20 protein-coding genes and 1 pseudogene are annotated in these 22154 nt (G+C 60.4%); 16 read left to right on the top strand and 5 right to left on the bottom strand.

Translation table 11 applies throughout. The features are described 5' to 3' along the window. Positions 1 to 4: 4 nt before the first annotated feature. From treS to M3G19_RS04140, 3 genes are read right to left on the bottom strand one after another with little or no spacing between them, the layout of a single operon-like run. On the bottom strand, positions 5 to 1723 hold the full coding sequence (treS, locus tag M3G19_RS04150; protein ID WP_259900706.1) for a maltose alpha-D-glucosyltransferase: 1719 nt from the start codon (positions 1721 to 1723) through the stop codon (positions 5 to 7). Further along, entirely contained in the window at positions 1710 to 2852 is a 1143-nt protein-coding gene (locus tag M3G19_RS04145; RefSeq protein ID WP_259900703.1) for a MalY/PatB family protein, read from the bottom strand. Before M3G19_RS04145 ends, treS begins: the two co-directional genes overlap by 14 nt. A 10-nt stretch (positions 2853 to 2862) precedes the next feature. Then, positions 2863 to 4680, bottom strand: coding sequence for an ABC transporter ATP-binding protein (locus M3G19_RS04140; RefSeq protein ID WP_259900697.1), 1818 nt, complete (start codon positions 4678 to 4680; stop codon positions 2863 to 2865). Between the two features lie 47 nt (positions 4681 to 4727). Here M3G19_RS04140 and M3G19_RS04135 point away from each other — a divergent pair, with 47 nt between their 5' ends. Continuing rightward, positions 4728 to 5264, top strand: a complete 537-nt coding sequence (locus tag M3G19_RS04135) for a hypothetical protein (RefSeq protein ID WP_259900696.1) — start codon at positions 4728 to 4730, stop codon at positions 5262 to 5264. After that, positions 5264 to 5776 (top strand): isopentenyl-diphosphate Delta-isomerase, encoded by a 513-nt coding sequence (idi, locus tag M3G19_RS04130; RefSeq protein ID WP_259900695.1) that lies wholly within the window; start codon positions 5264 to 5266, stop codon positions 5774 to 5776. The genes M3G19_RS04135 and idi overlap by 1 nt, the downstream gene beginning before the upstream one ends. Here the strand turns inward: idi and M3G19_RS04125 are convergent. Then, positions 5727 to 6755, bottom strand: coding sequence for a carboxylesterase family protein (locus M3G19_RS04125; RefSeq protein WP_259900693.1), 1029 nt, complete (start codon positions 6753 to 6755; stop codon positions 5727 to 5729). The two genes, idi and M3G19_RS04125, sit on opposite strands and share 50 nt — an antisense overlap. 20 nt (positions 6756 to 6775) lie before the next feature. Here M3G19_RS04125 and M3G19_RS04120 point away from each other — a divergent pair, with 20 nt between their 5' ends. Beyond that, the gene (locus M3G19_RS04120) at positions 6776 to 6907 is read left to right on the top strand and encodes a hypothetical protein (protein WP_259900692.1); all 132 of its coding nucleotides are present in this window, start codon (positions 6776 to 6778) and stop codon (positions 6905 to 6907) included. Between the two features lie 6 nt (positions 6908 to 6913). Beyond that, complete coding sequence (locus M3G19_RS04115) at positions 6914 to 7054, top strand: hypothetical protein (protein ID WP_200803293.1); 141 nt, start codon at positions 6914 to 6916, stop codon at positions 7052 to 7054. Here the strand turns inward: M3G19_RS04115 and M3G19_RS04110 are convergent. After that, positions 7038 to 9134: a 4-alpha-glucanotransferase gene (locus tag M3G19_RS04110; protein ID WP_259900690.1), complete on the bottom strand. Its 2097-nt coding sequence runs from the start codon at positions 9132 to 9134 to the stop codon at positions 7038 to 7040. The genes M3G19_RS04115 and M3G19_RS04110 overlap by 17 nt on opposite strands. 132 nt (positions 9135 to 9266) lie before the next feature. On the opposite strand from M3G19_RS04110, the gene M3G19_RS04105 reads away from it, so the two are divergent. The 12 genes and pseudogenes from M3G19_RS04105 to pdxY form a co-directional block, all read left to right on the top strand. Beyond that, positions 9267 to 11114, top strand: a complete 1848-nt coding sequence (locus M3G19_RS04105) for a long-chain fatty acid--CoA ligase (RefSeq protein ID WP_311198334.1) — start codon at positions 9267 to 9269, stop codon at positions 11112 to 11114. A 70-nt stretch (positions 11115 to 11184) separates the two neighbouring features. Beyond that, the gene (locus M3G19_RS04100) at positions 11185 to 12969 is read left to right on the top strand and encodes a long-chain fatty acid--CoA ligase (protein ID WP_259900689.1); all 1785 of its coding nucleotides are present in this window, start codon (positions 11185 to 11187) and stop codon (positions 12967 to 12969) included. Between the two features lie 90 nt (positions 12970 to 13059). Further along, complete coding sequence (locus M3G19_RS04095; RefSeq protein ID WP_076599563.1) at positions 13060 to 13728, top strand: hypothetical protein; 669 nt, start codon at positions 13060 to 13062, stop codon at positions 13726 to 13728. A 112-nt stretch (positions 13729 to 13840) separates the two neighbouring features. After that, positions 13841 to 14965, top strand: a complete 1125-nt coding sequence (gene hemW / locus M3G19_RS04090; RefSeq protein ID WP_259900686.1) for a radical SAM family heme chaperone HemW — start codon at positions 13841 to 13843, stop codon at positions 14963 to 14965. A gap of 50 nt (positions 14966 to 15015) precedes the next feature. After that, a complete protein-coding gene (gene hrcA, locus M3G19_RS04085) occupies positions 15016 to 16038 on the top strand; it encodes a heat-inducible transcriptional repressor HrcA (RefSeq protein ID WP_259900680.1) in 1023 nt (340 codons plus the stop codon). A gap of 50 nt (positions 16039 to 16088) precedes the next feature. Continuing rightward, the gene (gene dnaJ / locus M3G19_RS04080; RefSeq protein ID WP_259900676.1) at positions 16089 to 17219 is read left to right on the top strand and encodes a molecular chaperone DnaJ; all 1131 of its coding nucleotides are present in this window, start codon (positions 16089 to 16091) and stop codon (positions 17217 to 17219) included. Continuing rightward, positions 17219 to 17923, top strand: coding sequence for a 16S rRNA (uracil(1498)-N(3))-methyltransferase (locus M3G19_RS04075; protein WP_259900674.1), 705 nt, complete (start codon positions 17219 to 17221; stop codon positions 17921 to 17923). The genes dnaJ and M3G19_RS04075 overlap by 1 nt, the downstream gene beginning before the upstream one ends. A gap of 10 nt (positions 17924 to 17933) precedes the next feature. Continuing rightward, on the top strand, positions 17934 to 18908 hold the full coding sequence (locus M3G19_RS04070; RefSeq protein ID WP_259900665.1) for a PhoH family protein: 975 nt from the start codon (positions 17934 to 17936) through the stop codon (positions 18906 to 18908). Beyond that, on the top strand, positions 18905 to 19474 hold the full coding sequence (gene ybeY / locus M3G19_RS04065; RefSeq protein WP_210572587.1) for an rRNA maturation RNase YbeY: 570 nt from the start codon (positions 18905 to 18907) through the stop codon (positions 19472 to 19474). Before M3G19_RS04070 ends, ybeY begins: the two co-directional genes overlap by 4 nt. Next, positions 19474 to 20811, top strand: a complete 1338-nt coding sequence (locus M3G19_RS04060) for a hemolysin family protein (protein WP_259900658.1) — start codon at positions 19474 to 19476, stop codon at positions 20809 to 20811. Before ybeY ends, M3G19_RS04060 begins: the two co-directional genes overlap by 1 nt. Before the next feature lie 4 nt (positions 20812 to 20815). Then, on the top strand, positions 20816 to 21394 hold the full coding sequence (locus M3G19_RS11930; RefSeq protein ID WP_396121738.1) for a hypothetical protein: 579 nt from the start codon (positions 20816 to 20818) through the stop codon (positions 21392 to 21394). Next, positions 21340 to 22146 (top strand): annotated as a pseudogene (pdxY, locus tag M3G19_RS04050) (pyridoxal kinase); the annotation flags it as partial. The gene M3G19_RS11930 and the pseudogene pdxY, both read left to right, overlap by 55 nt. Positions 22147 to 22154: the final 8 nt, after the last annotated feature.

Below are 22154 nucleotides of genomic sequence, written 5' to 3'. Positions count from 1 at the left end.
GGGGTTAGGAAATATCGAACCAGAAGTGTCCGTGCGGGGCGAGGGTGACCAGCCACGGAAGTTCACCGATGGCGGGGAACTCGATATTGCCGGACAGCTCGCGGGGAACGACTCCTGCGAAGTGTGACAGGTTCATTTCGACTGGCTGAGGCAGCGAGCTCATGTTGTTGATGCAGAGAATTCGTTCTCCGTCGTATTCGCGGATGAAGGCGAGAACCTGGGGGTTGGAGTGCTCGACTTCCTGGTAGTCGCCGCGCCCGAAAGCTTTGTATTGCTTGCGGATGTGCACGTGCTCGCGGACCCAGTGGAGCAGGGAATTTTCACGTTCCATCTGGGATTCGACGTTGATGGCTTGGTAGCCGTACGTGTCGTTGCGGATGGCCGGTAGGTAGAGGCGCTCGGGATCGGTGCGGGAGAAGCCGCCGTTGCGGTCGGCATTCCACTGCATGGGGGTGCGGACACCGTCGCGGTCGGGAAGCCAGATGTTGTCGCCCATGCCGATCTCGTCGCCGTAGTAGAGGAATGGGGAACCGGGAAGCGACAGCAGGAGGGCGTGCGCCAGCTCGAGGCGGTCGCGGTGGCCACCCAACAAAGGAGCGAGACGGCGGCGGATGCCGACATTCGCGCGCATGCGGGGATCGGTGGCGAAAGTGGTGTACATGAAGTCGCGCTCGTCCTCCGAGACCATCTCGAGGGTGAGCTCGTCATGGTTGCGCAAGAAGATGCCCCACTGGGCGGAATCGGGGATGTCGGGGGTCTCACGCAGGATGTCAATGATGGGCTGCGCGGATTCCTGGCTGATCCCCATAAATATGCGGGGCATCACCGGGAAGTGGAATGCCATCTGGCACTCGTCGCTGTCACCGAAATAAGCGACGACCTCGTCAGGCATCTGGTTGGCTTCGGCGAGGAGGAAACGACCGGGGTACTCTTCGTCGAAAAGCTTGCGTACGCGTTTGATGAATTCGTGCGTCTCGGGGAGGTTTTCGCAGTTCGTGCCTTCGCGCTCGAAAAGGTATGGGATGGCGTCGAGGCGGATGCCGTCCATGCCGAGGTCCAGCCAGAAACGGATGACATCGATGACGGCATCTTGAACTTGAGGATTGTCGTAGTTGAGATCTGGCTGGTGGGAGAAGAAGCGGTGCCAGAAGTACTGCTTGCGCACCGGGTCGTAGGTCCAGTTGGACTCCTCGGTGTCGATGAAGATGATGCGGGCTTCAGAGTACGGGGCAGGCGTGTCGGACCAGACGTAGAAATCGCCGTAGGGGCCGTTCGGGTCGCGGCGGGACTCTTGGAACCACGGGTGCGTGTCAGAGGTGTGGTTGATGGGGAAGTCGGTGATGATGCGGATACCGCGCTTGTGGGCGGCGTCGACAAGCGAAACGAAGTCCTCGACGGTGCCGAATTCGGGGAGGACCTTGCGGAAATCGCGGATATCGTAGCCGCCATCGCGCAGGGGCGAATCGTAAAACGGCGGGAGCCACAGGCAGTCGACACCGAGCCACTGCAGGTAGTCGAGCTTTTCTTCGACGCCCTTCAGGGTGCCGGAGCCAGAACCATCTGGATCGTAGAAAGCGCGGACGAGGACTTCGTAGAAGACGGCGTCTTTGTACCACTCAGGGTCGGGGCGCTCCCAGGGCTCGTTGCCGGGAGCGGGGGTGGGGGCATCGTATTCGCTGGCGTCTGCCTCGATGAGGAAGCCTTGCTCGTCAGTCGCGTCCATGGCCCCTAACAATAGCGGTCGAAATTCGATCGAGTGCTTCGGCCAGGATTTCGGGGCTAGTGGCGAAATTCAGACGCGCGTGGTGCGCACCGCCGGTTCCGAAAGTGATTCCCTCATTCAGCGCGACTTTCGCTTCTCGACGAATCCACGCAGCCGGTTTCTCATTTTTGACCTCAGTGCCACTGAAATCGAGGAACATGAGGTAGGTGGCTTGAGGTTTGGTGAATTCGATGCCGGGGATGGCTTCTGGGAGGTTCTCGATCAAAAAATCTCGATTGGACTTGAGAGTTTTGAGTTGGTCGTCCAGAGCTTCTTTTCCGTGGTCGTAGCAGGCTTGGGCGGCGACGATGCCGAGGGTGCCAGTGCCGTCCTTTGCTACTCCGGTGAGTTTTTTCCATGTGTCGACGTCTTTTTCATTGCTGAAGACCATCTGGGCGCACTTGAGACCGGCGACATTCCATGCCTTGGACGTGGCGGTGACGGTGATGCAGACGTTTGCAGCAGTGTCACTGACATTAGCGGCGCAGAGGTGTTTTCCCTCGTAAACGATGGGGGCGTGGATTTCGTCGACAAGCACGCGGGCGCCGTATTTGGCGGCGATATTGCACAGTTGGACGAGCTCCTCCTCGTCGAATGTGTAGCCCCACGGATTATTCGGCGATGCGAGCAGGATGGAGCCGGCGCCGTTTTTGAATGCGGCGTCGACCTCCATGAGGTCCAAGCCGTCCTTTGCCCCGACCTCGACCATCTCGCGGCCGGCAGTCTCGGAAAGCTCGAGGAATGGAGGATATGAGGGAACCGGAACGATGACGGGAGAGTCGGGCTTGGTGAAGTACTGGATGCCCAACAACATGCCACGCACCACGTCGGCGACGGGGAAAATGTGTTCTGGGTTCGGTGTCCATCCGTACTGCTCGGAATAGAACCTGCTCAAGGAGTTTCCGAGCGTGTGGTGGGCGGGGGTGTAGCCAAACATCTCGCGGTCCACCGCATCCTGAATCGCGCGCTTCACCGGCTCGGCGGTGGGAAAATCGCTCTCGGCGACCCACAGTGGGAGAATCTCGTCCCCGAATTGGGTCCACTTGCGGGTGCCGCGGGCGCGGAGGGTCTCAAGATCTGGGAACTGCATGGCTCCCAACCTACGCTTTGAACCCGAAGGCTTTGAGGCGCTTGCGGTCTTTTGCAGAAGACGACGCTGTTAGTGCGAGAAGCTCTGAATAAATTCCGCCGGAGACGGCGAGTTCGGAGGGTGTGCCAATCTCGTCAATTTTTCCGTCTTTGAGGGTGATGATGGTGTCGACGGAGGCGATCGTCGATAAGCGGTGCGCGATCATGATGGTGGTCCGGTCTTTCATCAATTCGTCGAGCCCGGCTTGGACGGCGCGTTCGGATTTGGTGTCGAGCGCTGATGTCGCTTCGTCGAGGACGAGCAGCGGAGCGTCTTTGAGCATGGCGCGGGCGACGGCGACGCGCTGTTTTTGGCCGCCGGAAAGCCTCAGTCCTCGTTCGCCGATGACGGTGTCGTAGCCGTCGGCGAAGCCGGAGATAAAAGCGTGTGCATTGGCGCGCTTGGCTACTTCAATGATCTCGTTTTCGGATGCGTTTGGGTTCCCATACGCGATGTTCTCGCGGATCGTGCCGGAGAAGAGCGCGGGTTCTTGGAAGACGACGCCGACGGAGGCGCGGACGCGTTCGATATCGGCGGTATCGATGTCTTTACCGCAGATGGTGAGCGAGCCGCAATTGATGGGATACAAGCCCAAAATGAGGTTGACCAGCGTGGATTTTCCGCCGCCGGACTCGCCGACGAGCGCGATTTTTTCGCCATGGCGAGCGGAAAAGGAAATATCGGACAGGACGGGCTCTTCGGCGTCGTAGGAGAAGCTGACGTTGTCGAATCGGATGGTCGGCTCGGCCGCAGGAAGTGGCTGGGTCGGCCTGGTGTCCAGCGCAGGAACATCGGCGGAATTCGTCGCGGAGACGACTTGGGGGTTTGCGGAGGCCTCGATCGGCTGGTCCATCACCTTGAAATAGTCGCGGGAGCCGGCGATGGCGCGCTGTGCGGAATCTACAAGCCAACTCATCATCTGGACTGGTTGTTGCGCCATGGTGACCAGCTGGATGAGCATGACCATGTCGCCGATGGAAAAGCGGCCGTTGTAGGTCTGGACGAACAGGATCAAATAGATGCCCAAGAAAACGGCATTCATCGCCATACCGCGGGCAACGTCCATTCCATGCCACCAGCGGGACTGCGGGCGAGTGAGGTCGATGGTCTTTCCGTAATGAACGCTGAAGGCTTGGAGCTCACGCGTCTCAGCGACGAAAGATTTGGTGACCTTCACTTGGCCGACGACCTCGGCGAAGCGGCCGTTGGCGAGGTCGATTTGCTCGTTTTTTTCCTTCTCGTATTTCTGCCAGCGTTTCGACGTCATAGCAGTCAGCGCGAGGTAGATAGGAAATAGCGCAAGCAGGAGGAGGGTGAGTGGCCAGTAGAAGAAAGCGGTGATGCCGAGAATCGCGATGACCTGCAGGAGCATCGGCAGCAACGTGTTGGAAAAGCTCTGGACCGTCTGCGTGATATTCATGATCGAGCGGTCCAGGCGGGCGATGATCGTGCCGGTGACCTGGCCGTCGAAATAGCTTTGGGGCAGCGACAACAGTTTGGCGAAATACCGCGTCGAGAGTGTTTGCCTGATCCGTGCGGAGACGACATCGCCGAGGTAGCCGCCGATATTCTGCATCAATGTGTTTGCGGAATACGCCGCAAACAGGGCGACTGCGAGCCAGACAATGGGGTCGAGATCTTTTCCCTCGACAATCGTGTCGGTGGCCTCGCGAATGATGAACGGGGACACAAGGTGGAGCGCCGCAGTGACCGAGGAGATGACGACAATGCCGACGTAGTAGGGCCAAAGTGCGGACGCGCTACGGATGACTCGAAATAGTGGCTGCACGGACTCCACTGTAAAGTGTGTTGAAGTTTCGTCGACAGGGAAGGCTCATGATGACGCGCAAGGCTCTTGGGACCATCGCGGCAGTATCTTCATTGCTTCTGCTCGCTGGATGTGGGGATGACGGGGTCGTGGACCAAGAGGGCTCGCTCACCCCGACCACGGGTGTGGCGACGCCGACTGAAGAGCCGGAAGAATTCGAGACACACAGCGCTGAGCCGCTCACAACCGACGAGATCAGCGGCGAGTCCGTCGAAGACCCGGGCATGGATGTCTCCTACAAGTGGCAGGGAACCAACTACGCGCCGAACGGCGGGACCGTCGTCACGGTCGCGGTGAAGAACCACTCGGACAACATCATGCCGCCGGAGGCGCTCGGCGAGCCTGAACTCACGTACGACGGCGGAGAAAAAGCCAGCCGCATCAGTGCGGAAGACGCCGGCATCGAGCTTGAAGGGCTTGATTTTCCGCTGGGCAAAGGTGCGACGATGAATGTTCAGTACGCATTCGACGTGAGCTCGGGCAATCTTTACGACGCGACGTTCAAGATCGGCAACGTCGTTTTTGAAGGGAATCTGAGCAACTAGTGGATGAGCTCGTGGTGCTGTGCACCGAGGACGGAAAAGAGAAGGGAACTGCCCGCAAACGCGAGGTGCACACAGCCAGTACTCCTCTTCATTTTGCTTTTTCGGCATGGCTTTTCGATGATGCTGGCAACGTTCTCCTGACGCGTCGGGCCTTGAACAAGCTCACGTGGCCGGGAGTGTGGACCAACAGTTTCTGCGGGCACCCAGGGCCTGGCGAGACATTTGAAGAGGCGCTGGTCAGAAGGGCATCTGAAGAGCTGGGCACGACAGTGAAAAATATCGAGTCGGTCCTGCCCGAATTTCGCTACCGAGCGGTGGATGCGTCGGGGATCGTGGAGAACGAGATTTGCCCGGTCTTTTTCGCGGAATTGGACGGGGAACTGAAGCCGAACCCGGACGAGGTCTGCGAGTACGAGTGGGTCTCACTTGAAGATCTGAAGAAAGTGGTCAAAAGTTTTCCATTCATCTTTTCGCCGTGGCTGGTGGAAGAGCTAGAGCAGTTTCCTCAGTGAGGTTCGGGTTGCCGAATTTTGCATAGTCGACGAGCCAGGGGGTAAGGGGGCCGTCGAAAAGCGGAAATAGCTCGTCGCAATGCTTTGAGCCTTCAGTGAACCGGACGTGCCAGACTTTTCCTGGGGCGTTGTCGACTACTGCTTTGACCCAGCGGAGAATGATCTTGTTGGTCAGGCGATTTCCAATGATCGGATGCTGGAATTCCTTGTCATGGGAGGAAATGACCAGAGGGATGTCTGCCATTTCTTCGGGTTTCAGTGGGGTGGGGCCCAAAGCCATGTCCGTCGGGTAGCGGCGGCGCAAACGTTTGTATGCGCGCTCGAGTGTGTCTGGTTTTGCCTTATTGAGCCACGTTCTGGTGGTGGGAATCCGAAGGGCGGATTTCCTCTGGCGGAAATTCTTGTGGGGAAAGGCAGGGGACATGGCCACGGCCCGTCGAAAAGCGCCGCGGTAGTGATCTTTCCTCATGAGCCACAATACGATGGCGGCGCCGGCGGATTGGCCAGTGAGCGTGACATTGGTGGGGTCGCCGCCGAAAGCCTCGATATTTTGCTGGACCCACTCGAGACCGAGGTTGACGTCGTTGACCGCGCGGAAATGGTGGGGCTGGTCGTCGCGAAAAGGAACGAGGCCCGCAAGCTTCTTCCTGTAGCCGATGCGCACGAGAATGACACCGCTTTCGGCGAGCGCTTCACCGGGCGATGCGACGTCTTCGTGGTCGCCCATTTCGAAGCGACCGCCGTGAATATGGACGACGACGGGAGCTTCCTTTGCGTGTTTCGGCGCGACGATGGTGAGGGCGATTTTTTCGGGGTCGGGCGTTTGCGCGTCGATGAGTTCTCCCTTCGGTGCCATTTCTGCATCGTCGAAAGGAGCGGGGAAATGCGCAAAAGGGATGGAGTGGAAATAGGAGATTTCTCCTCCGGATCTTCCAATCACAGCCCCTGCAGGGCACGTCACTTCAACGGGAGAGCTCATGGAGTCTAAGCTTAAGCGACATGATCGAACTGACGCAGGCAAGTCCGTGGCTGCAGCTGCCCATTGTTTTGGTGTTTGCGCTGCCCATTGCTGTGCTCGTAGCCGTCGGTATCTTGAGGCTGGTGGACTGGCTGGCTGGTGACGTAGAGTAGGAAGCCATGGCTAACCCCGAAGACCTGCGCAAAGAGGACATGAAATTGCCGAAGGCGCGCAGGAAGTATCCCCGCTCCCGCGTCACCCAAGCATTGTGGGTGCTCATCGCACTCGTGCTGGTGATGGGGATTATCGGGCTGTTCTAGCGCTAGCCGCGGCGACCTTGTGGAAGAGGTCGATGTCTTCCAGATTCTCGATGAGGACGGCATTGCCGTTTTTATCGCTCAACGGCACGCACCAGTTCTTGTACTGGTGGGAGTTCGTGCCCGGCTGATTCTGAATGCGGGTATCGCCGACCATGTCCACAAGGTTGGTGCAGGTCAGTGCTGAACTGGTTCCGGCGATGAAGCGGGTAAGGGCGATGACTAGGTCGTCGACATCTCCTCGTTCGTCTCTTCCAAGTCCGTCGAAATCGGTGTCGGCAAGGGGAGTGTCGGCGAAGAAACCGTGTTCGCGTGCGGTGTTGAGCACGTGGGATTGCCAGGCGACATCGTGGGCATCGAGCTCCTCGAAGGAGTCATCCACGAGCCCGAGCTGGTAGCGCAATTCGTTGTGGGCGCCCGAGAGGTAACCGGCAGTCGGCGGGAGATCGTGGGTGCCCACGGAGGAAAGCGCGAGATTGCGGTATTCCTGCGGGTTCATGGGGCGCTGGCCGGTGGGGGAATGCTCGAACCAGATGACGGAGGTGCCCATCACGCCGCGGTCGCGCAGCTCCTCTTGGACCCACGGTTCAAAGGTGCCCAAGTCTTCGCCGACGACGACGGCGTTTGCCCGGTCGGCCTCGAGGGCCAGAATGCCGAGCATGGCCTCGTGGTCGTAGTTCATGTAAGCGCCCTCGGCCGGGGTGCCCATGCGCGGGATCCAGAAGAGGCGGAACAGGCCCAGAATGTGGTCGACACGGATGCCGCCGGAGTGGCGCAGGACCGTCTGGAGCAGTTCGCGCCATGGAATATATCCATTCTCTGCCAGCTTGAACGGGTTCCACGGCGGCTGGGACCAATCTTGTCCGTACTGGCTGTAAGCGTCAGGCGGGGCGCCGACGGAGGCGTCCTGGACGAGAACACTGCGCAAAGTATGAGCGTCTGATCCGCCGGGGTGAACTCCCACTGCGAGGTCGGTCATGATGCCGATGGACATGCCGGCGTCGATAGCCGCTTGTTGCGCTGCTTTTCTTTGGTTGTCGGCGACGAACTGGAGCCACATGTAGAAGCGGGGCAGGTCGTCGGAGTCGATGTCGAGTTCCTGTTTTGAGCACCAGCGTGCGTAATCGAGTAATCCGGTTCCCTCGAATTCGACGAATTCCTGGAATGCCTCGTGGTCCCCGGATTCTTCGAAAACGTAGAAGAGCTCGTTGAGGGCGGCGAGTTTCGCATCGAAGATCGCGTTGCGCTCAATGAATGCGGGCGATGTGTTGAGGGCCTTGAACTCGGCGGCTAACTCTTCGATGTCTTCGCGGGTGTCATCGTCGAGAAGCTCGTATTCGGGGACATCCTCGACCGAAATGTAGATGGGGTTGATGAAGCGGCGGGATGTGGGCAGGTACGGGGAGTCCTCGATCGGGGGAAGGGGCTGAGCTGCGTGAACGGGGTTGATTAGCAGGAACTCGGCGCCGTTGCGGGCGAGGACTTCTGCGAGCTTTCCAAGATCGTGGAAGTCGCCGATGCCCCAGGAATGCTTCGAACGCACCGAGTAGAGCTGTGCCATCACGCCGTATGCCGGGTCGTTGAGGAACTCGAGATTGCGGCGGATCACCTGGGGGGTGACCACGAGGGAGCACGTCTCGTCGATTCCATCTGATTTCAGGTGAATGGTGTGCCAGCCGGTCGGCAGGTCGCCGCGGGTGTGGAAGGTGGCTTCGCCCCAACCTTCAGTCGGCGGTGCCCAGTTCTCGTCCTGGTAAGCGGTGGATGTCGTTCCATCCTCCAGAGTGATGGTCACCTCCGCCGGCGCGCCCTCGGGAACGTGGACGTTGAAATAGGTCTCACGGCCCTCACGGGCGATGACCACTGGGGGTAGCGGGCGGGTGTCCCAATGGGTACGCCACGCGTGGAGGGCTTCGGTGAGCTCTTCGGGCGCGGGGTCGTCGGAAAGCGGAACGTCAAGCGCTTTGAGCAGGCGGACGAGGGACTCGCGCGGCGAAGCCACGATCTCGTTGTTCTGGCCTCGGTAGGTCAAACTGAAACCGTAGGCGGTTGCGAGTTGCTCGAGCAGTTCCGTATCAGCCACAACACGTCATTGTGCCAAAGAATGAAAGCTTTCACAGATTTCCTGGTCAAAAGTGTTGGTGCTGGTGAGCGGTGACGTATGGGGCAGTAGTACGGTCAGTGTTAGATAGCCCACACCGAGGGAGGTTTCACCGTGACTGCACAAGAATCCAAAGTCTTCACTAAGCCTGCTGAATTCACGCTGGCGCCGGGAGACAACTGTCTGACCATGATGCTCGCCCAATGTGAGAAGCATCCTGATCAGACCTTCTTCTCCCGCCCGGAGGGGCGCGACTGGGTGCAGGTGACGGGCGAGGAATTTGCCAAGCAAGTCCGCGCTGTCGCCAAAGGCATTGTCGCCAATGGGGTGGAGCAGGGCGATCGCGTCATTCTGATGGCGGACTCCAGCTACGAGTGGGCGCTGCTGGACTATGCAATCTGGGCGGCGGGCGCGGCGAGCGTGCCGGTGTACCCGTCGTCGTCCGAGCACCAGGTGCAGTGGATTGCGGAGGATTCCGGCGCGAAGCTCGTGATCACCGACAGTGAGCGGAACCGTCACCTGTACGACCACCTGATTCTGCGCGAGGACGGCACTCCGCGCCTCGAAGGGTCTCCGTCGCAGGTGAAGCGTTCGCTGTCTTTCGCGACGGGTGCTGTAGGCGCTTTGACCACGGACGGCCGTGAGATCGAGGACTCCGTGATCGACGAGCGCATCGCCAATATCAAGCATGATGATTTGGCGTCGCTTGTGTACACCTCGGGCACCACTGGCCGCCCGAAGGGCTGCATCCTCACCCACCTGGTGTGGGCGTCGCAGACAAAGGCTCTGCTGACCAACAAGATCGGCCATCTGATCAACGACAAAGACGCGACGCACTACATGACGATTCTTCCGCTGGCGCATGTTTTGGCGCGTTCGGTGGCGCTTGCGAGTGCTATCGGCGGTGCGCACCAGGCGCACTGGTCGGATATGCGCACTTTGACTCTGGCGCTGCAGCGTTTCGAGCCGGAGATGCTGCTCGGCGTTCCGCGCGTGTTCGAGAAGGTGCGCGACGGTGCGTACAACAAGGCCGCGGAAGGTTCCGCATTCAAGGCGAAGACCTTCCTCGAGGCGGAAAAGGTCGCCATCGAGCACTCGAAAGCGATGGATTCGGGGGAGCGTCTTTCGCTGCGTTCGCGGGTGCGCCACAAGATCTTCGACCGCCTGGTGTACAAGCAGTTGCGTGATGCTGTTGGCGGCAAGGCGCAGCTCGCTATCTCGGGTGGATCCGCGATTTCGACTGATTTGCTCCACTTCTTCCGCGGCATGGGCATCCCGATCTATGAGGGATATGGCCTGACCGAGACGGCGGCGGCTGCCTGCGTGAACTACCCGGGCGGTACGAAGATCGGCACCGTCGGCAAGCCGAATAACGGCTACTCCGTCAAGATCAACGAGGACGGGGAAATCTGCTTCAAGGGCGACGGCGTGTTCAAGGGCTACTGGAACAACGAGGAAGCCACGAACGAAGCGCTTGTCGACGGCTGGTTTGTGACCGGCGACCTCGGCGAGATCGACGACGAGGGTTATGTGAAGATCACGGGCCGCAAGAAGGACCTGATCGTCACCGCCGGCGGCAAGAATGTCTCGCCTGGGCCGCTGGAAGACATCATGCGTTCCGACCCGTTGATCTCCCAGGCGGTCGTGGTGGGCGACGGCAGGCCGTTTGTCAGTCTCTTGGTGACCGTCGACGAAGACGAGCTGCGTCGTTGGCAGGCGGATAACGGCCTGGGCGACCGTCCGCTGAAGGAACTGGTGAAGACGACCGAGCTGCGCGCAGCCGTCCAGAACGTGGTCAACGAGGCGAATAAGACCGTCAGCCATGCCGAGCAGATCAAGAAATTCCGCATTCTCACCCGCGACCTGAGCGAGGAAGAAGGCGAGATCACTCCGACGCTCAAGGTGAAGCGCAAGGTGGTCATGGAGAACTTCGAGAAGCAGATCGAGCGCATGTACCGCTAAAACGCCCGCGAGCCTCCTTTGTGGCAAGTACTTTGTAGTCAGAAAGTATTTGCCGCAAAGGAGGCTTTTCGTGACCACATTCACTGTTCCTGCTGGCTTCGAGGTTGCTCCCGACGAGAATTGCTACTCGGCACTGGTGGCCACTGCGGAGAAGAGTCCGGATATCGTGCTTTTCTCCCGGCCCGGGGCGTTTGACTGGGTCGATGTGACGGCGGCGGAATTCGTCGCGCATGTGCGGAAAGTCGCCAAAGGACTCATCGGCATCGGGGTTGAGAAAGGCGATCGAATCGCGCTGCTGTCAGGGGCGCGCTACGAATGGGCGGTCATTGATTTCGCCATCATGGCGGCCGGTGCCACAACGGTGGCGATCTACCCGACCAGTTCTCTCGACCAGGTGCAGTGGATCGTGGAGGATTCCGGCGCGATGCTCGCGATCGGGGAAACGCACGAGCACGGCGTGAAATTCGAGCACCTCACCGAGACGGACTTGCAACAGATTCTCCTGTTCAACGAGGACGCGATTGGGTATTTGGAACGCGCCGGGGAAGTGGTCGGCGATGAGGATCTGGACGAGAGAATCAAGAGTATTTCTCATGACGATATCGCGTCGCTGGTGTACACATCCGGGACGACGGGCAGGTCCAAAGGCTGCATCATTACCCACCTGAATTGGATCTTCCAGGTTCGCGGCCTGCAGCAGCACCCGATCGGAAAGATCGCAGGACCGGGGACGAAGATGGTCACGTATTTGCCGCTCGCGCACGTGATGGCGCGGTCGGTGCACCTGCTCGCGACGATTTCGGGCACGTTGCAGACTCACTGGTCGGATGTGAAGACGATCGCGGCGGAATTCCAGCGCGCGCAGCCGGACGTGGTGTTGGGAGTTCCACGCGTGTACGAGAAGGCACGCAATGCCGCCTACGTGAAGGCGTCGGACGGCTCAGCGATCGGCGCGCGGATCTTCAAAGAGGCCGAGAAGACTGCCATTGAATTCTCGAAGGCGATGGAAAAACAGGGGCCGTCGATAAGCTTGAAGCTCAAGCAAAAGCTCTTTGACAAGCTCGTGTACTCGAAAATCCGCGCAGGTCTAGGCGGCAATGTGCAGTACGGAATTTCGGGCGGGTCCGCGTTGGGCGTTCCGCTCGGGCATTTCTTCCGCGGGGCCGGGCTGCCGGTCTACGAAGGGTATGGGCTCACGGAGACGGCATCGGCGGCCGCCGTGAATTTCGGGAAAGACGCGAAGATCGGGTCCGTGGGCAAGCCGATGTTCGGTTATTCCGCTAAGACGACCGAGGACGGGGAGATCTGTTTTTCGGGCGACGGGATTTTCGTCGGGTATTGGCAGAACGAGAAAGCAACAAAAGAAGCGCTTATCGACGGCTGGTTCCACACCGGCGATCTCGGTGAAATCGATGAGAATGGCTTCATCACCATCACCGGCCGCAAGAAAGACATTCTGGTGACCTCGGGCGGAAAGAATGTCGCACCGCAGCCGCTCGAGGAAATGCTCCGACAGGATCCGCTGATTTCCCAGGCGGTCGTGGTGGGCGACGGAAAGCCGTTCATCGGTGTGCTGATCGCGCTCGATGAAGACGCGTTGGTGCGCTGGAAAGAGCAGCTCGGGCTGGATATGCCGACATACAAATTGGCCAAGCTGCCTGAGCTGCGCGGCGAGGTGCAGGATGCGGTGAATCGAGTGAATGCTTCGGTCAGTCGGGCGGAACAGATCAAGAAATTTCGGATTCTTCCCCGCGACCTCACCGAAGAAGACGGCGAGCTCACGGCCACGCTGAAAGTGAAGCGTCCAGTGGTGATGGACCATTTCGCGCACCAGATGCGGAAGCTTTACGGGTAGGTCTCGGCGCGCCGTACAAAACGCTGTGAAGCTGTGGCCTAGAGTCAACGCTCGAACGCCATAATGTGACTCGAATTGAAGGGGGCCAGTGTGCACCGGACTGCCGCGACGCTGCGCCACCGCGAATTGACCCAAGAGGTCTACAACATCGGCGACGAGGTCGCGGAGTACATCGAGCACATTGCTGAGGCCATCGCGGATTACGACGGGGAGCTTACCGACGACTGTCTGGCTGAGTTCTCCGAGATCGTTGACGATGCCCGCACTGATGCTCGCCGCGTGGTCGGCGAGCTGATCGGTCTGCGCCAGGCGCTCGTCTCGGGAGTGAAAGCAGGGTCCATCTCTGCTGCGCTGCCCGCTAATGAGCGGCTGCCGGAGCCGGAGCCGCTCGACGCGGTCGGGCTGTTCGAGCTGTTTCCGTTAAGCTCGCCTTCCCCGGTGAAGGCGATGACGGAGGTGTGCACCCAAAGGACTGACCTGATCGTGCAGCACCTCGAGGAAGTGGTCGATTACACCCTCGAACAGACCGACATGGTGGCGCAGAACCTCGCCGCGGTTTCGTTGCCGCACCTGTATGCGCGGGTGGGTGAGCTGGTGGAGTCGGCCGTGGATGGCTGGCTCGATGCGGTGGCAGCTGAGCACCCCGGGTTCACCCGGGCGATGCGCGGGTCGAACCCGCCGAAGTTCTTGGAGGAGCGTGCCCGCGTGGACGCCATCGTGGCGAAGGTGGCGGCGAAGCGGTCGCGGCGCGGGGCCTAGCGGGTGGATATAGACCGAGTGCTTGCCGGCTCAACCAAATCTGAGCTGGGGTTTCTGTGCTTGAGGTGGCAAGAATGTGATCGAAATCCATCGGGATTTTAAAGTGACCTCTATGACCAAAGGTTTCGGCGTCTACGTCCACGTTCCGTTCTGTGCGACCCGGTGTGGCTACTGCGATTTCAATACGTACACGCCGAGTGAGACGGAAAGCTCCTACGAGGCATATCTCGTCGCATTGGAAAAAGAACTGGAGCTGGCGGCAGAAAAAGTGGGCCGGACGGCGGAAACGGTCTTTGTCGGCGGCGGCACTCCGTCTCTGTTGGGGGCAGATGGCTTGGGACGGATCCTGACACGGATCAGAAACACCTTCGGGTTGGCCACAGACGCAGAGGTGACCACGGAATCGAACCCGGAATCGACGAGCCCGGCCTATTTCGAGGGACTCAAGGAAGCGGGGTTTAACCGGGTGTCCTTGGGAATGCAGTCGGCGTCGACACCGGTGTTGAAGGTGCTTGACCGCCAGCACACGCCGGGGCGTGCGGTGGAGGCGGCGAAAGAGGCCAAAAGGGCCGGTTTCGAGCATGTCAATTTGGACCTGATCTACGGCACGCCGACGGAGACGGACGATGATGTGAAAAAATCTCTGGATGCTGTGCTCAGCGCGGAGGTAGATCATGTGTCTGCCTATTCCCTCATCGTGGAGGACGGCACCGCGATGGCGCGGAAGATCAGGAAAGGTCAACTTCCGGCGCCGGAAGAAGATGTGTATGCCGACCGGTACGAGATCATCGCGGAGCGCCTGGAATCTTCTGGATTCAACTGGTACGAGGTGTCGAATTGGGCGAAGCCGGGCGGGGAGTGCCGGCATAACCTGCTGTATTGGCAGGGAGGAAACTGGTGGGGTGCAGGTCCTGGAGCGCACGGATATGTCGATCGGTTCCGGTATTTCAATGTGAAGCGGCCGGAGAAATACGAGCAGATGCTCGCCGAGAATGCTTTTCCGATCGACGGCTCGGAGACGATTTCGGACGAAGAAGAGCACTTCGAGAAGATCATGCTGGGTCTGCGTCTGAAGGAAGGGATTCCAAGGGAATGGATTGGCGGGGGAGCTCAAGGGGTCGTCGATAAGCATGTGCGCGGTGGTGTGCTCGCGGAAGAGGCGGGACGGATTTTCGCGACTGATGCGGGCAGACTGCTGATCGACGGGGTGATCACGGACATCTTGGCCGCGGAGTAGCGAGGGCGCTACACTCGTGACTTAGCAGTCGAGGAAGGAGAGTGCCAAGTATGGCGGGTGTCGCACGCGAGCGCAGGCAGGCAGTGCTGCGCGCGATCGTTGCGGACTATATCTCCTCCCAGGAGCCGGTCGGTTCGAAGCGGCTGGTGGAGCGGCACAAACTCAATGTGTCGTCGGCGACGATCCGCAACGACATGGCGGTGCTGGAGGCCGAAGGCTTCATCGCGCAGCCGCACGCGAGCTCTGGACGCGTCCCGACGGAGAAGGGCTACAGGGCTTTTGTCGACGCGATCAACGACGTGAAGCCGCTTTCTTTGCCTGAGCGACGGGCGATCTCGGAGTTCTTGGAATCGAGCGTCGACTTGGAAGACGTGATGCGCAGGTCGGCGTATCTTTTGGCGCAGCTCACCCACCAGGCGGCGGTGGTGCAACTGCCGACCCTGGCGGTCTCGCGGGTGAAGCACTGCGAAGTGGTGGCTCTGACCCCCACAAGGCTCCTTCTGGTGCTCATCACGGATAACGGACGGGTAGACCAGAGGAATGTCGAATTGGCATCTCCCATCGGCGACGATGTTCTCACGCAGTTGCGGGACCTGCTGAATAAAGCTCTGACAGGCAAGACGATGGCGGATGCGTCGACCTCGCTGGTGATCCTCGCGGAGGAGGCACCGAACGATATTGCAGACCCGCTGAACAGGGCGATTTCGGTGCTCATCGACACGCTGGTGGAAAACCCGAGCGACCGAGTGCTCATTGCAGGAGCTGCGAACCTGGTGCCGAAAACTACGGACCTCCTTAGCGTCGTGGAGGCGCTCGAGGAGCAGGTGGTCGTGCTGAAGCTTTTGACCAACCTGCCAGAGCTAGGCAATGTCTCGGTGGTGATCGGCCAGGAGAATGAGGACGAGGAGCTGTCGAAGGCGAGCATCGTGACTTCTGGGTACGGTGCCTCGGGTGAGACGCTAGGCGGGCTCGGTGTTCTTGGGCCGACGTATATGGACTACCCCGGTACCATGCGTAAAGTCGCTGCCGTGGCGCACTACATCAGCAACATCCTCGGTGAAGAGGGCGGCTGACCATTACCGGACATGTAGACGAAAACAGATTTAGCAACAAAGGATTTTAGATGGCTCGCGATTATTACGGCATTCTCGGAGTGGACCAGGGTGCAACGGACGCGGAGATCAAGAAGGCTTATCGACGTCTCGCGCGCAAGTACCACCCCGATGTGAACGACACGGAAGAAGCCGCGGAGAAATTCCGTGAGATTTCCGTGGCCCAGGAGGTGCTGCTGGACCCGCAAAAGCGTAGCATCGTCGACCGCGGTGGAGACCCGATGGAGCAGGGACGTGCAGCTGGTCCGCAGGGTGGGTTTGGCTTCGGGGATATCTTCGAGGCGTTCTTCGGAGACACTGGCGGCGGTGCTGGACGCGGCCCCAAGTCTCGCGTGCAGCCGGGCAACGATGCGTTGCTACGGACGACCATTTCGCTGGCGGAAGCCTATTCAGGGACTCGCAAGGACGTGACGGTGGATACGGCGATCCTGTGCGAGCACTGCCACGGAACGGGTTCTGAATCGGAGTCGAAGCCGGTCACCTGTGACGAGTGCGGTGGCCAGGGCCAGGTGCAGCAGGTCCAGCAGTCTTTCCTCGGCAACATCATGACGACGACGTCGTGTCCGAAGTGCTCTGGTTTCGGCGAGATCATCACGGATCCGTGCCAGAAGTGCGGTGGCCAGGGGCGCGTGCGTTCGCGCCGGGATATTTCGGTGAAGATTCCGGCAGGCATCGTCGGTGGCATGCGCATCCGCATGGCAGGCCAGGGCGAGGTCGGGCACGGCGGCGGCCCGGCGGGCGACCTGTACGTCGAGGTGGACACGGAAACGCACCCGGTCTTCGTCCGCGAGGGCGATAATTTGCACCTCAAGGTGAATGTCCCGATGTTCGACGCGGCGCTGGGAACGTCGGTGGAGGTCGAGGATCTCTCTGGTGAGACCACGACGATCGATATTCCGGCGGGCACGCAGCCGGAGGAGGAGATCGTTCTTCGTGGCGAGGGCATGCCGCGGCTGCGCCGGGAGGGCGCGGGCGACATGATCGCGCACGTCCAGGTGGTCATTCCGACTGATTTGAGCAAGGATCAGCGCCACCGCCTCGAGGAGCTGCGCGACGCGCACGATGGGTCAGCATTCGTCGAGGAAGAAGCAGGCCAGGACGAAGGCTTCTTCTCCCGCCTGCGAGACCGGTTCCGCTTCTAATGAGCCTGCCGTATTTCATCGCCGACGACCCGGCGTCAGGAGTCCTCGATGGGCCGGAAGGCAGGCACGCCGTCACGGTCAAACGCATCACGGTCGGCGAGAGCATTGCGCTTATCGACGGCCGCGGGACTGTGGCTGAAGTCGAAGTGACGAATACTTCTGGAAAGGACAAGCTTTCTGGCGACGTCGTGGAGCTGAAAAAAGTCCCGCGGCCGAGGCCGGAAGTGATCGTCGTCCAAGCCATCCCGAAATCGGAGCGGGCGGAGCTCGCCGTCGATTTGGCCACGCAGGGCGGGGTGGACGTGATTTTTCCGTGGATCTCGCACCGGACGATCGCGCGGTGGCAGGGCGCGAAGGTGGCCAAGAATATGGAGAAGTGGCAGTCGACTGCGCGGGAAGCGGCGAAGCAGTCGAGGAGGGCATGGATCCCTAAGGTGCATGAGCCGGTGACGACGAACCAGCTGGCGGAGCTGATTCAGGGAGAAACGGCGCTCGTTCTCCATCAGGATGCGACAAAGGGGATCGGTGAGGTGGATTTTGACGTCGATAAGCTGTTCCTCATTGTTGGTCCTGAGGGCGGAATCGGCGAGGACGAGCTGGAGCTGCTGAATGCTGTGAAAGTGAAGCTGGGGCCGGAAGTGCTGCGTACGGCGTCGGCGGCATTCGCTGGATTGAGTGCCATTGGGGCACTTTCCCGCTGGTAGGGTGAACCGCATGGCAGAACTGGTCTCAAGCTCCTATGAGCTCGACCCCGAATTGGCGCAGTCTGTTTTGGGCGTCACGGACGGGAATCTGCGCACCCTGAACGATCTTCTGGGCGTGGATCTCTTCGCGCGCGGCGGTTCAGTGATGCTGCGCGGCCCGGTGGACAAGGTGGCGCATGCCTCCCGCGTGCTCTCCGAGCTGGAGGCGATGGCGCGGAGGGGCATCGTGATCACGTCTGATGCCGTGACGCACGCAGTGGACATCATGGCCACGGACATGCCGGAATCCGTGGCGGAGATTCTCGGGCAGGAGATCGTCGCGCGCCGCGGGAAGATCATTCGTCCGAAGACGGCTGGGCAGCGAGAGTACGTCGACGCGATCGATGAGAACACGATTGTGTTTGGAATCGGCCCGGCGGGCTCGGGTAAGACGTATTTGGCGGTCGCGAAGGCAGTTCAGGCTTTGCAGGCCAAAGAGGTCAAGCGCATCATTCTCACACGCCCGGCGGTGGAGGCAGGCGAAAAGCTCGGGTTCTTGCCGGGCACGCTGAACGACAAGATCGATCCGTATCTTCGCCCGCTCTACGACGCGCTGCGGGACATGCTCGACCCAGAGATGATCCCGAAGCTGATGGAGGCCGGCATTATCGAGGTCGCGCCGCTGGCGTACATGCGCGGGCGCACGCTGAACGATGCTTTCGTGATTTTGGACGAGGCGCAGAATACGACGCCGGCGCAGATGAAGATGTTCCTGACGCGTTTGGGCTTTGGCTCCAAGATGGTGGTCACGGGCGATATCTCGCAGGTGGACCTGCCGCGCGGAGTCGTATCCGGTTTGCGGTTGGCACGGAGAATTTTGCGGGATGTCGAAGACATTCACTTCCAGGAATTCAGCGCGAAGGACGTTGTGAGGCACAGGCTGGTCAGCCGCATCGTCGCCGCCTACGACCGGTATGACGCACAAAATAAGGGAGATGAGCAATGAGCATCGAGGTCCTCAACGAGTCCGGGGAGGCCGACGTCAACGAGGAGATGCTTGTCGACGTCGCCTCGTTCGCCCTGACCGCCATGGATGTCCACCCAGACACCGAGGTGACCATCACCTGCGTGGACACCGACACGATGGCGGATATGCACGTGCGCTGGATGGACCTGCCCGGCCCCACCGACGTGATGAGCTTCCCGATGGACGAGCTCACGCCCGGTTCCGGCCGACCGGATGCAACGCCTGTTGGCCCGTCCATGCTGGGGGACATCATCTTGTGTCCTGCCTACGACAGAAAGCAGGCGGACGCGGCTGGGCATTCGCTCGGCCACGAGATGGCGCTGCTGACGGTGCATGGGTGTTTGCATCTGTTGGGCTATGACCACGCGACACCTGCGGACGAGCGGGAAATGTTCGCGTTGCAGAATGAGATTCTCGCTGACTGGTATGACGATCTGTCGGCCCGCGGCATTGAATTCCAGCCGAAGCCGGACGGAAAGCACGCATTCCCGTCGGCGGCGGACCGTGAGGAGCTTGACGGGCTCGTCGAAAAGCGGGGCGAGTAGTGGACCTCTGGGTGACCTACCTGCTGATCTCGCTGGTCTCCCTCTTGGGGGCCGGCGTGATCAAAATGCTCGAGTCCGCGCTGGTGCCCATCTCGAGGGCTCGTGTGGAATCGATGGTCAAAGACGATATCGGGGGCGCTACCTCGTTACTTCGGGTCGTCGATGCGCGGCCGAACCACTTGGGGCTGCTCGCGCTGATCCAGACCGTGCTGGATACGTTGGCGGCGGTGTTCGCGCTGCTGGCTGCTTTGGATGCGATTCCATCTCACGGTTGGGCGATCACGGCGGCGATCGTGGCGGTCACGCTCATGCGCTTCGGCGTGATCGGTGTGATCGCGCGGCGTGCTGGCAAGCTGAACCCGTACTCGATCTCTTTGCGGGCAGCGCAGATCCTGACGGTGGTCTATGTCGTGCTGGGGCCGTTGTCGAAGCTGCTGATCTGGATCGGCAACCTGGTCACCCCAGGTGAGGAGGCGCTGGAGAATCCGTACGCCACCGATGTCGAGCTGCGCGAAGCAGTCGATATGGCTCAAGAGCAGGGCGTGGTGGAAACCGTCGAGCACCGCATGATCCAGAATATTTTTGATCTGGCCGATACCCACGCGCGCCAGGTGATGGTGCCGCGCCCGGAGATGGTGTGGATCGAGGCGGAGAAGACTGCCGGCCAGGCGGCGAACCTGATGATCCGTTCGGGGCATTCGCGCGTGCCGGTGATCGGGGAGAGCGTCGACGACATCGTGGGCGTGATCTACCTGAAAGACATCGTGGAGCGTACCTACAACCGCACCGACGGCGGCAGCGGGGTGAGCGTGTCCGATCTGATGCGCGAGCCGAAATTCGTGCCGGACTCGAAGCCGCTGGACGATCTGCTGGCGGAGATGCAGCGGGACCAGACGCACATCGCGGTGCTCGTCGACGAATACGGCGGTATTGCGGGCCTGATGACCATGGAGGACATTCTCGAGGAGATCGTGGGCGAGATCGCCGACGAGTACGACGCGGATGAAGAGGCGCCGATCGAGCTGGTCATGGACCGCACGTATCGTGCCCAGGCACGCCTTCCGCTCGATGACCTCGTTGATTTTCTCGACGACGAGATCGACTACGAGCTCGAATTCGACGAGGAGATCACGGACAATGTCGAGACGGTGGCGGGCTTGCTGTCGTACGAGCTGGGGCGCGTTCCGCTGCCGGGGTCCTATGTGGAAGTCGACGGATTACGCTATACCGCAGAAGGCGGGCACGACCGCCGCGGACGCGTGAAGGTGCGCACCGTGCTTATCGACGTTCCCGAGCGGACCCTCGTCAAGGACACATTCGGTGACGGTGCACAATAGGTGCATGAAGAACATCCTCTCCATCCGACCGGCTGTTGCCTACGGCGGTGTCGGTGATTACCCGCTGCAGCGGCTCGGGCATGAGGTGTGGCCGGTGCACACGGCGAACCTCTCCAACCCCACTAGCTATGGCGCGTGGAGGGGACCGATCATTCCGGCGGAGGACGTCCGCGAAGTGATCGCCGGCATCAACGACCGTGGGGCGCTCAAAGACGTCGACGTGGTGCTGTCCGGGGATATCGGTAGTGATCTCGTCGACGTCGTCGTGGACACGGTCGCGCAGGTCAAGGAACTGAACCCGGATGCGGTGTACTGCTGTGGCGCGGTGACGGATTCGAAGCTTGCGGCTGTGGCGGATGTCGCTGCGGTGAGCATGGAAGAACTCGAGTCGGCTCTGGGCCCGTCGACGATTCTGGCCATGTCCGAGAACGAGATGATCGCGGTGGTCGGTGAGAAAAAGTGGTCGGCGCCGTTAAAGCACGAACGCGACGACGCATTCGCGCTGTTTGTCGGCCACTATGTCGAATCGTGGGATGCAAGTGTTGCCCTCGAGAAGATGCAGTTCGAGGTCGAAGCGCTGTGAATATTCTCTCGATCCAATCGTCCGTCTCTTTCGGCCACGTGGGCAATTCCGGGGCCGTTTTTCCCATGCAGAGGCTCGGCCACGAGGTCTGGCCGGTGCACACCGTCAATTTCTCCAACCACACCGAGTACCCGTCGTGGCGTGGGCCGAAGATCCCGCCGAAGCACGTCGCGGATGTTCTCGACGGGATGAGTTTCGCCTACCCGGATGTCGACGTAGTGCTGACGGGGTATTTGGGCTCCTCTTCTCTTGCCTCCGTCATCGTCGAGGCAGTAGAAGAGATCAAGCACGCCAATCCGGATGCGGAGTGGGTGTGCGACCCGGTCATCGGTAATGCGAAGGTGGGGTCTTTTGTCGACGACGATATTCCGGGCATTTTCAAAGACGAGATCATTCCGCTCGCCGACGCGATCTGCCCGAACCAGTGGGAGCTAGCGCTACTCACCGGCTATGAGCTGAACACGATCGAGCAGACGATCGAGGCAGCGCGCTCCCTGAAGGGGAGGGCCTTGATCACCAGCGTGGACACGGGCGATCCGGACACCATTGGGATGCTGGACATCGATGGTGATTTTGCCTGGTACGTGGAAACGCCACGCATTGGCGGCAATGTCGTCGGTGCGGGCGACCTCGCGGCAGCGATGTACACGGCGCTTATCGACGAGACCCCGAAGGACCGCCTCGAGCACATTGCGAGCTCCTTGTACGGGATGGTCGTGGCAGCGCAGAAGACCACGCGACTGGACAACAGCTTTGCCGG

This window comes from Corynebacterium sp. p3-SID1194 (genome assembly GCF_025144155.1).
Classification (GTDB): domain Bacteria; phylum Actinomycetota; class Actinomycetes; order Mycobacteriales; family Mycobacteriaceae; genus Corynebacterium.
This window is presented reverse-complemented; position numbering and strand designations above follow the sequence as displayed.

Excerpts from the sequence above, each read along its gene's own strand:
- dnaJ (WP_259900676.1), top strand. The coding sequence starts at position 16,089 with ATGGCTCGCGATTATTACGGCATTCTCGGAGTGGACCAGGGTGCAACG.
- M3G19_RS11930 (WP_396121738.1), top strand. The coding sequence starts at position 20,816 with ATGAAGAACATCCTCTCCATCCGACCGGCTGTTGCCTACGGCGGTGTC.
- hrcA (WP_259900680.1), top strand. The coding sequence starts at position 15,016 with ATGGCGGGTGTCGCACGCGAGCGCAGGCAGGCAGTGCTGCGCGCGATC.
- M3G19_RS04125 (WP_259900693.1), bottom strand. The coding sequence starts at position 6,755 with ATGAGCTCTCCCGTTGAAGTGACGTGCCCTGCAGGGGCTGTGATTGGA.
- M3G19_RS04115 (WP_200803293.1), top strand. The coding sequence starts at position 6,914 with ATGGCTAACCCCGAAGACCTGCGCAAAGAGGACATGAAATTGCCGAAG.
- M3G19_RS04075 (WP_259900674.1), top strand. The coding sequence starts at position 17,219 with ATGAGCCTGCCGTATTTCATCGCCGACGACCCGGCGTCAGGAGTCCTC.
- M3G19_RS04070 (WP_259900665.1), top strand. The coding sequence starts at position 17,934 with ATGGCAGAACTGGTCTCAAGCTCCTATGAGCTCGACCCCGAATTGGCG.
- M3G19_RS04120 (WP_259900692.1), top strand. The coding sequence starts at position 6,776 with ATGATCGAACTGACGCAGGCAAGTCCGTGGCTGCAGCTGCCCATTGTT.
- M3G19_RS04145 (WP_259900703.1), bottom strand. The coding sequence starts at position 2,852 with ATGCAGTTCCCAGATCTTGAGACCCTCCGCGCCCGCGGCACCCGCAAG.
- treS (WP_259900706.1), bottom strand. The coding sequence starts at position 1,723 with ATGGACGCGACTGACGAGCAAGGCTTCCTCATCGAGGCAGACGCCAGC.
- hemW (WP_259900686.1), top strand. The coding sequence starts at position 13,841 with ATGACCAAAGGTTTCGGCGTCTACGTCCACGTTCCGTTCTGTGCGACC.
- M3G19_RS04135 (WP_259900696.1), top strand. The coding sequence starts at position 4,728 with ATGATGACGCGCAAGGCTCTTGGGACCATCGCGGCAGTATCTTCATTG.
- ybeY (WP_210572587.1), top strand. The coding sequence starts at position 18,905 with ATGAGCATCGAGGTCCTCAACGAGTCCGGGGAGGCCGACGTCAACGAG.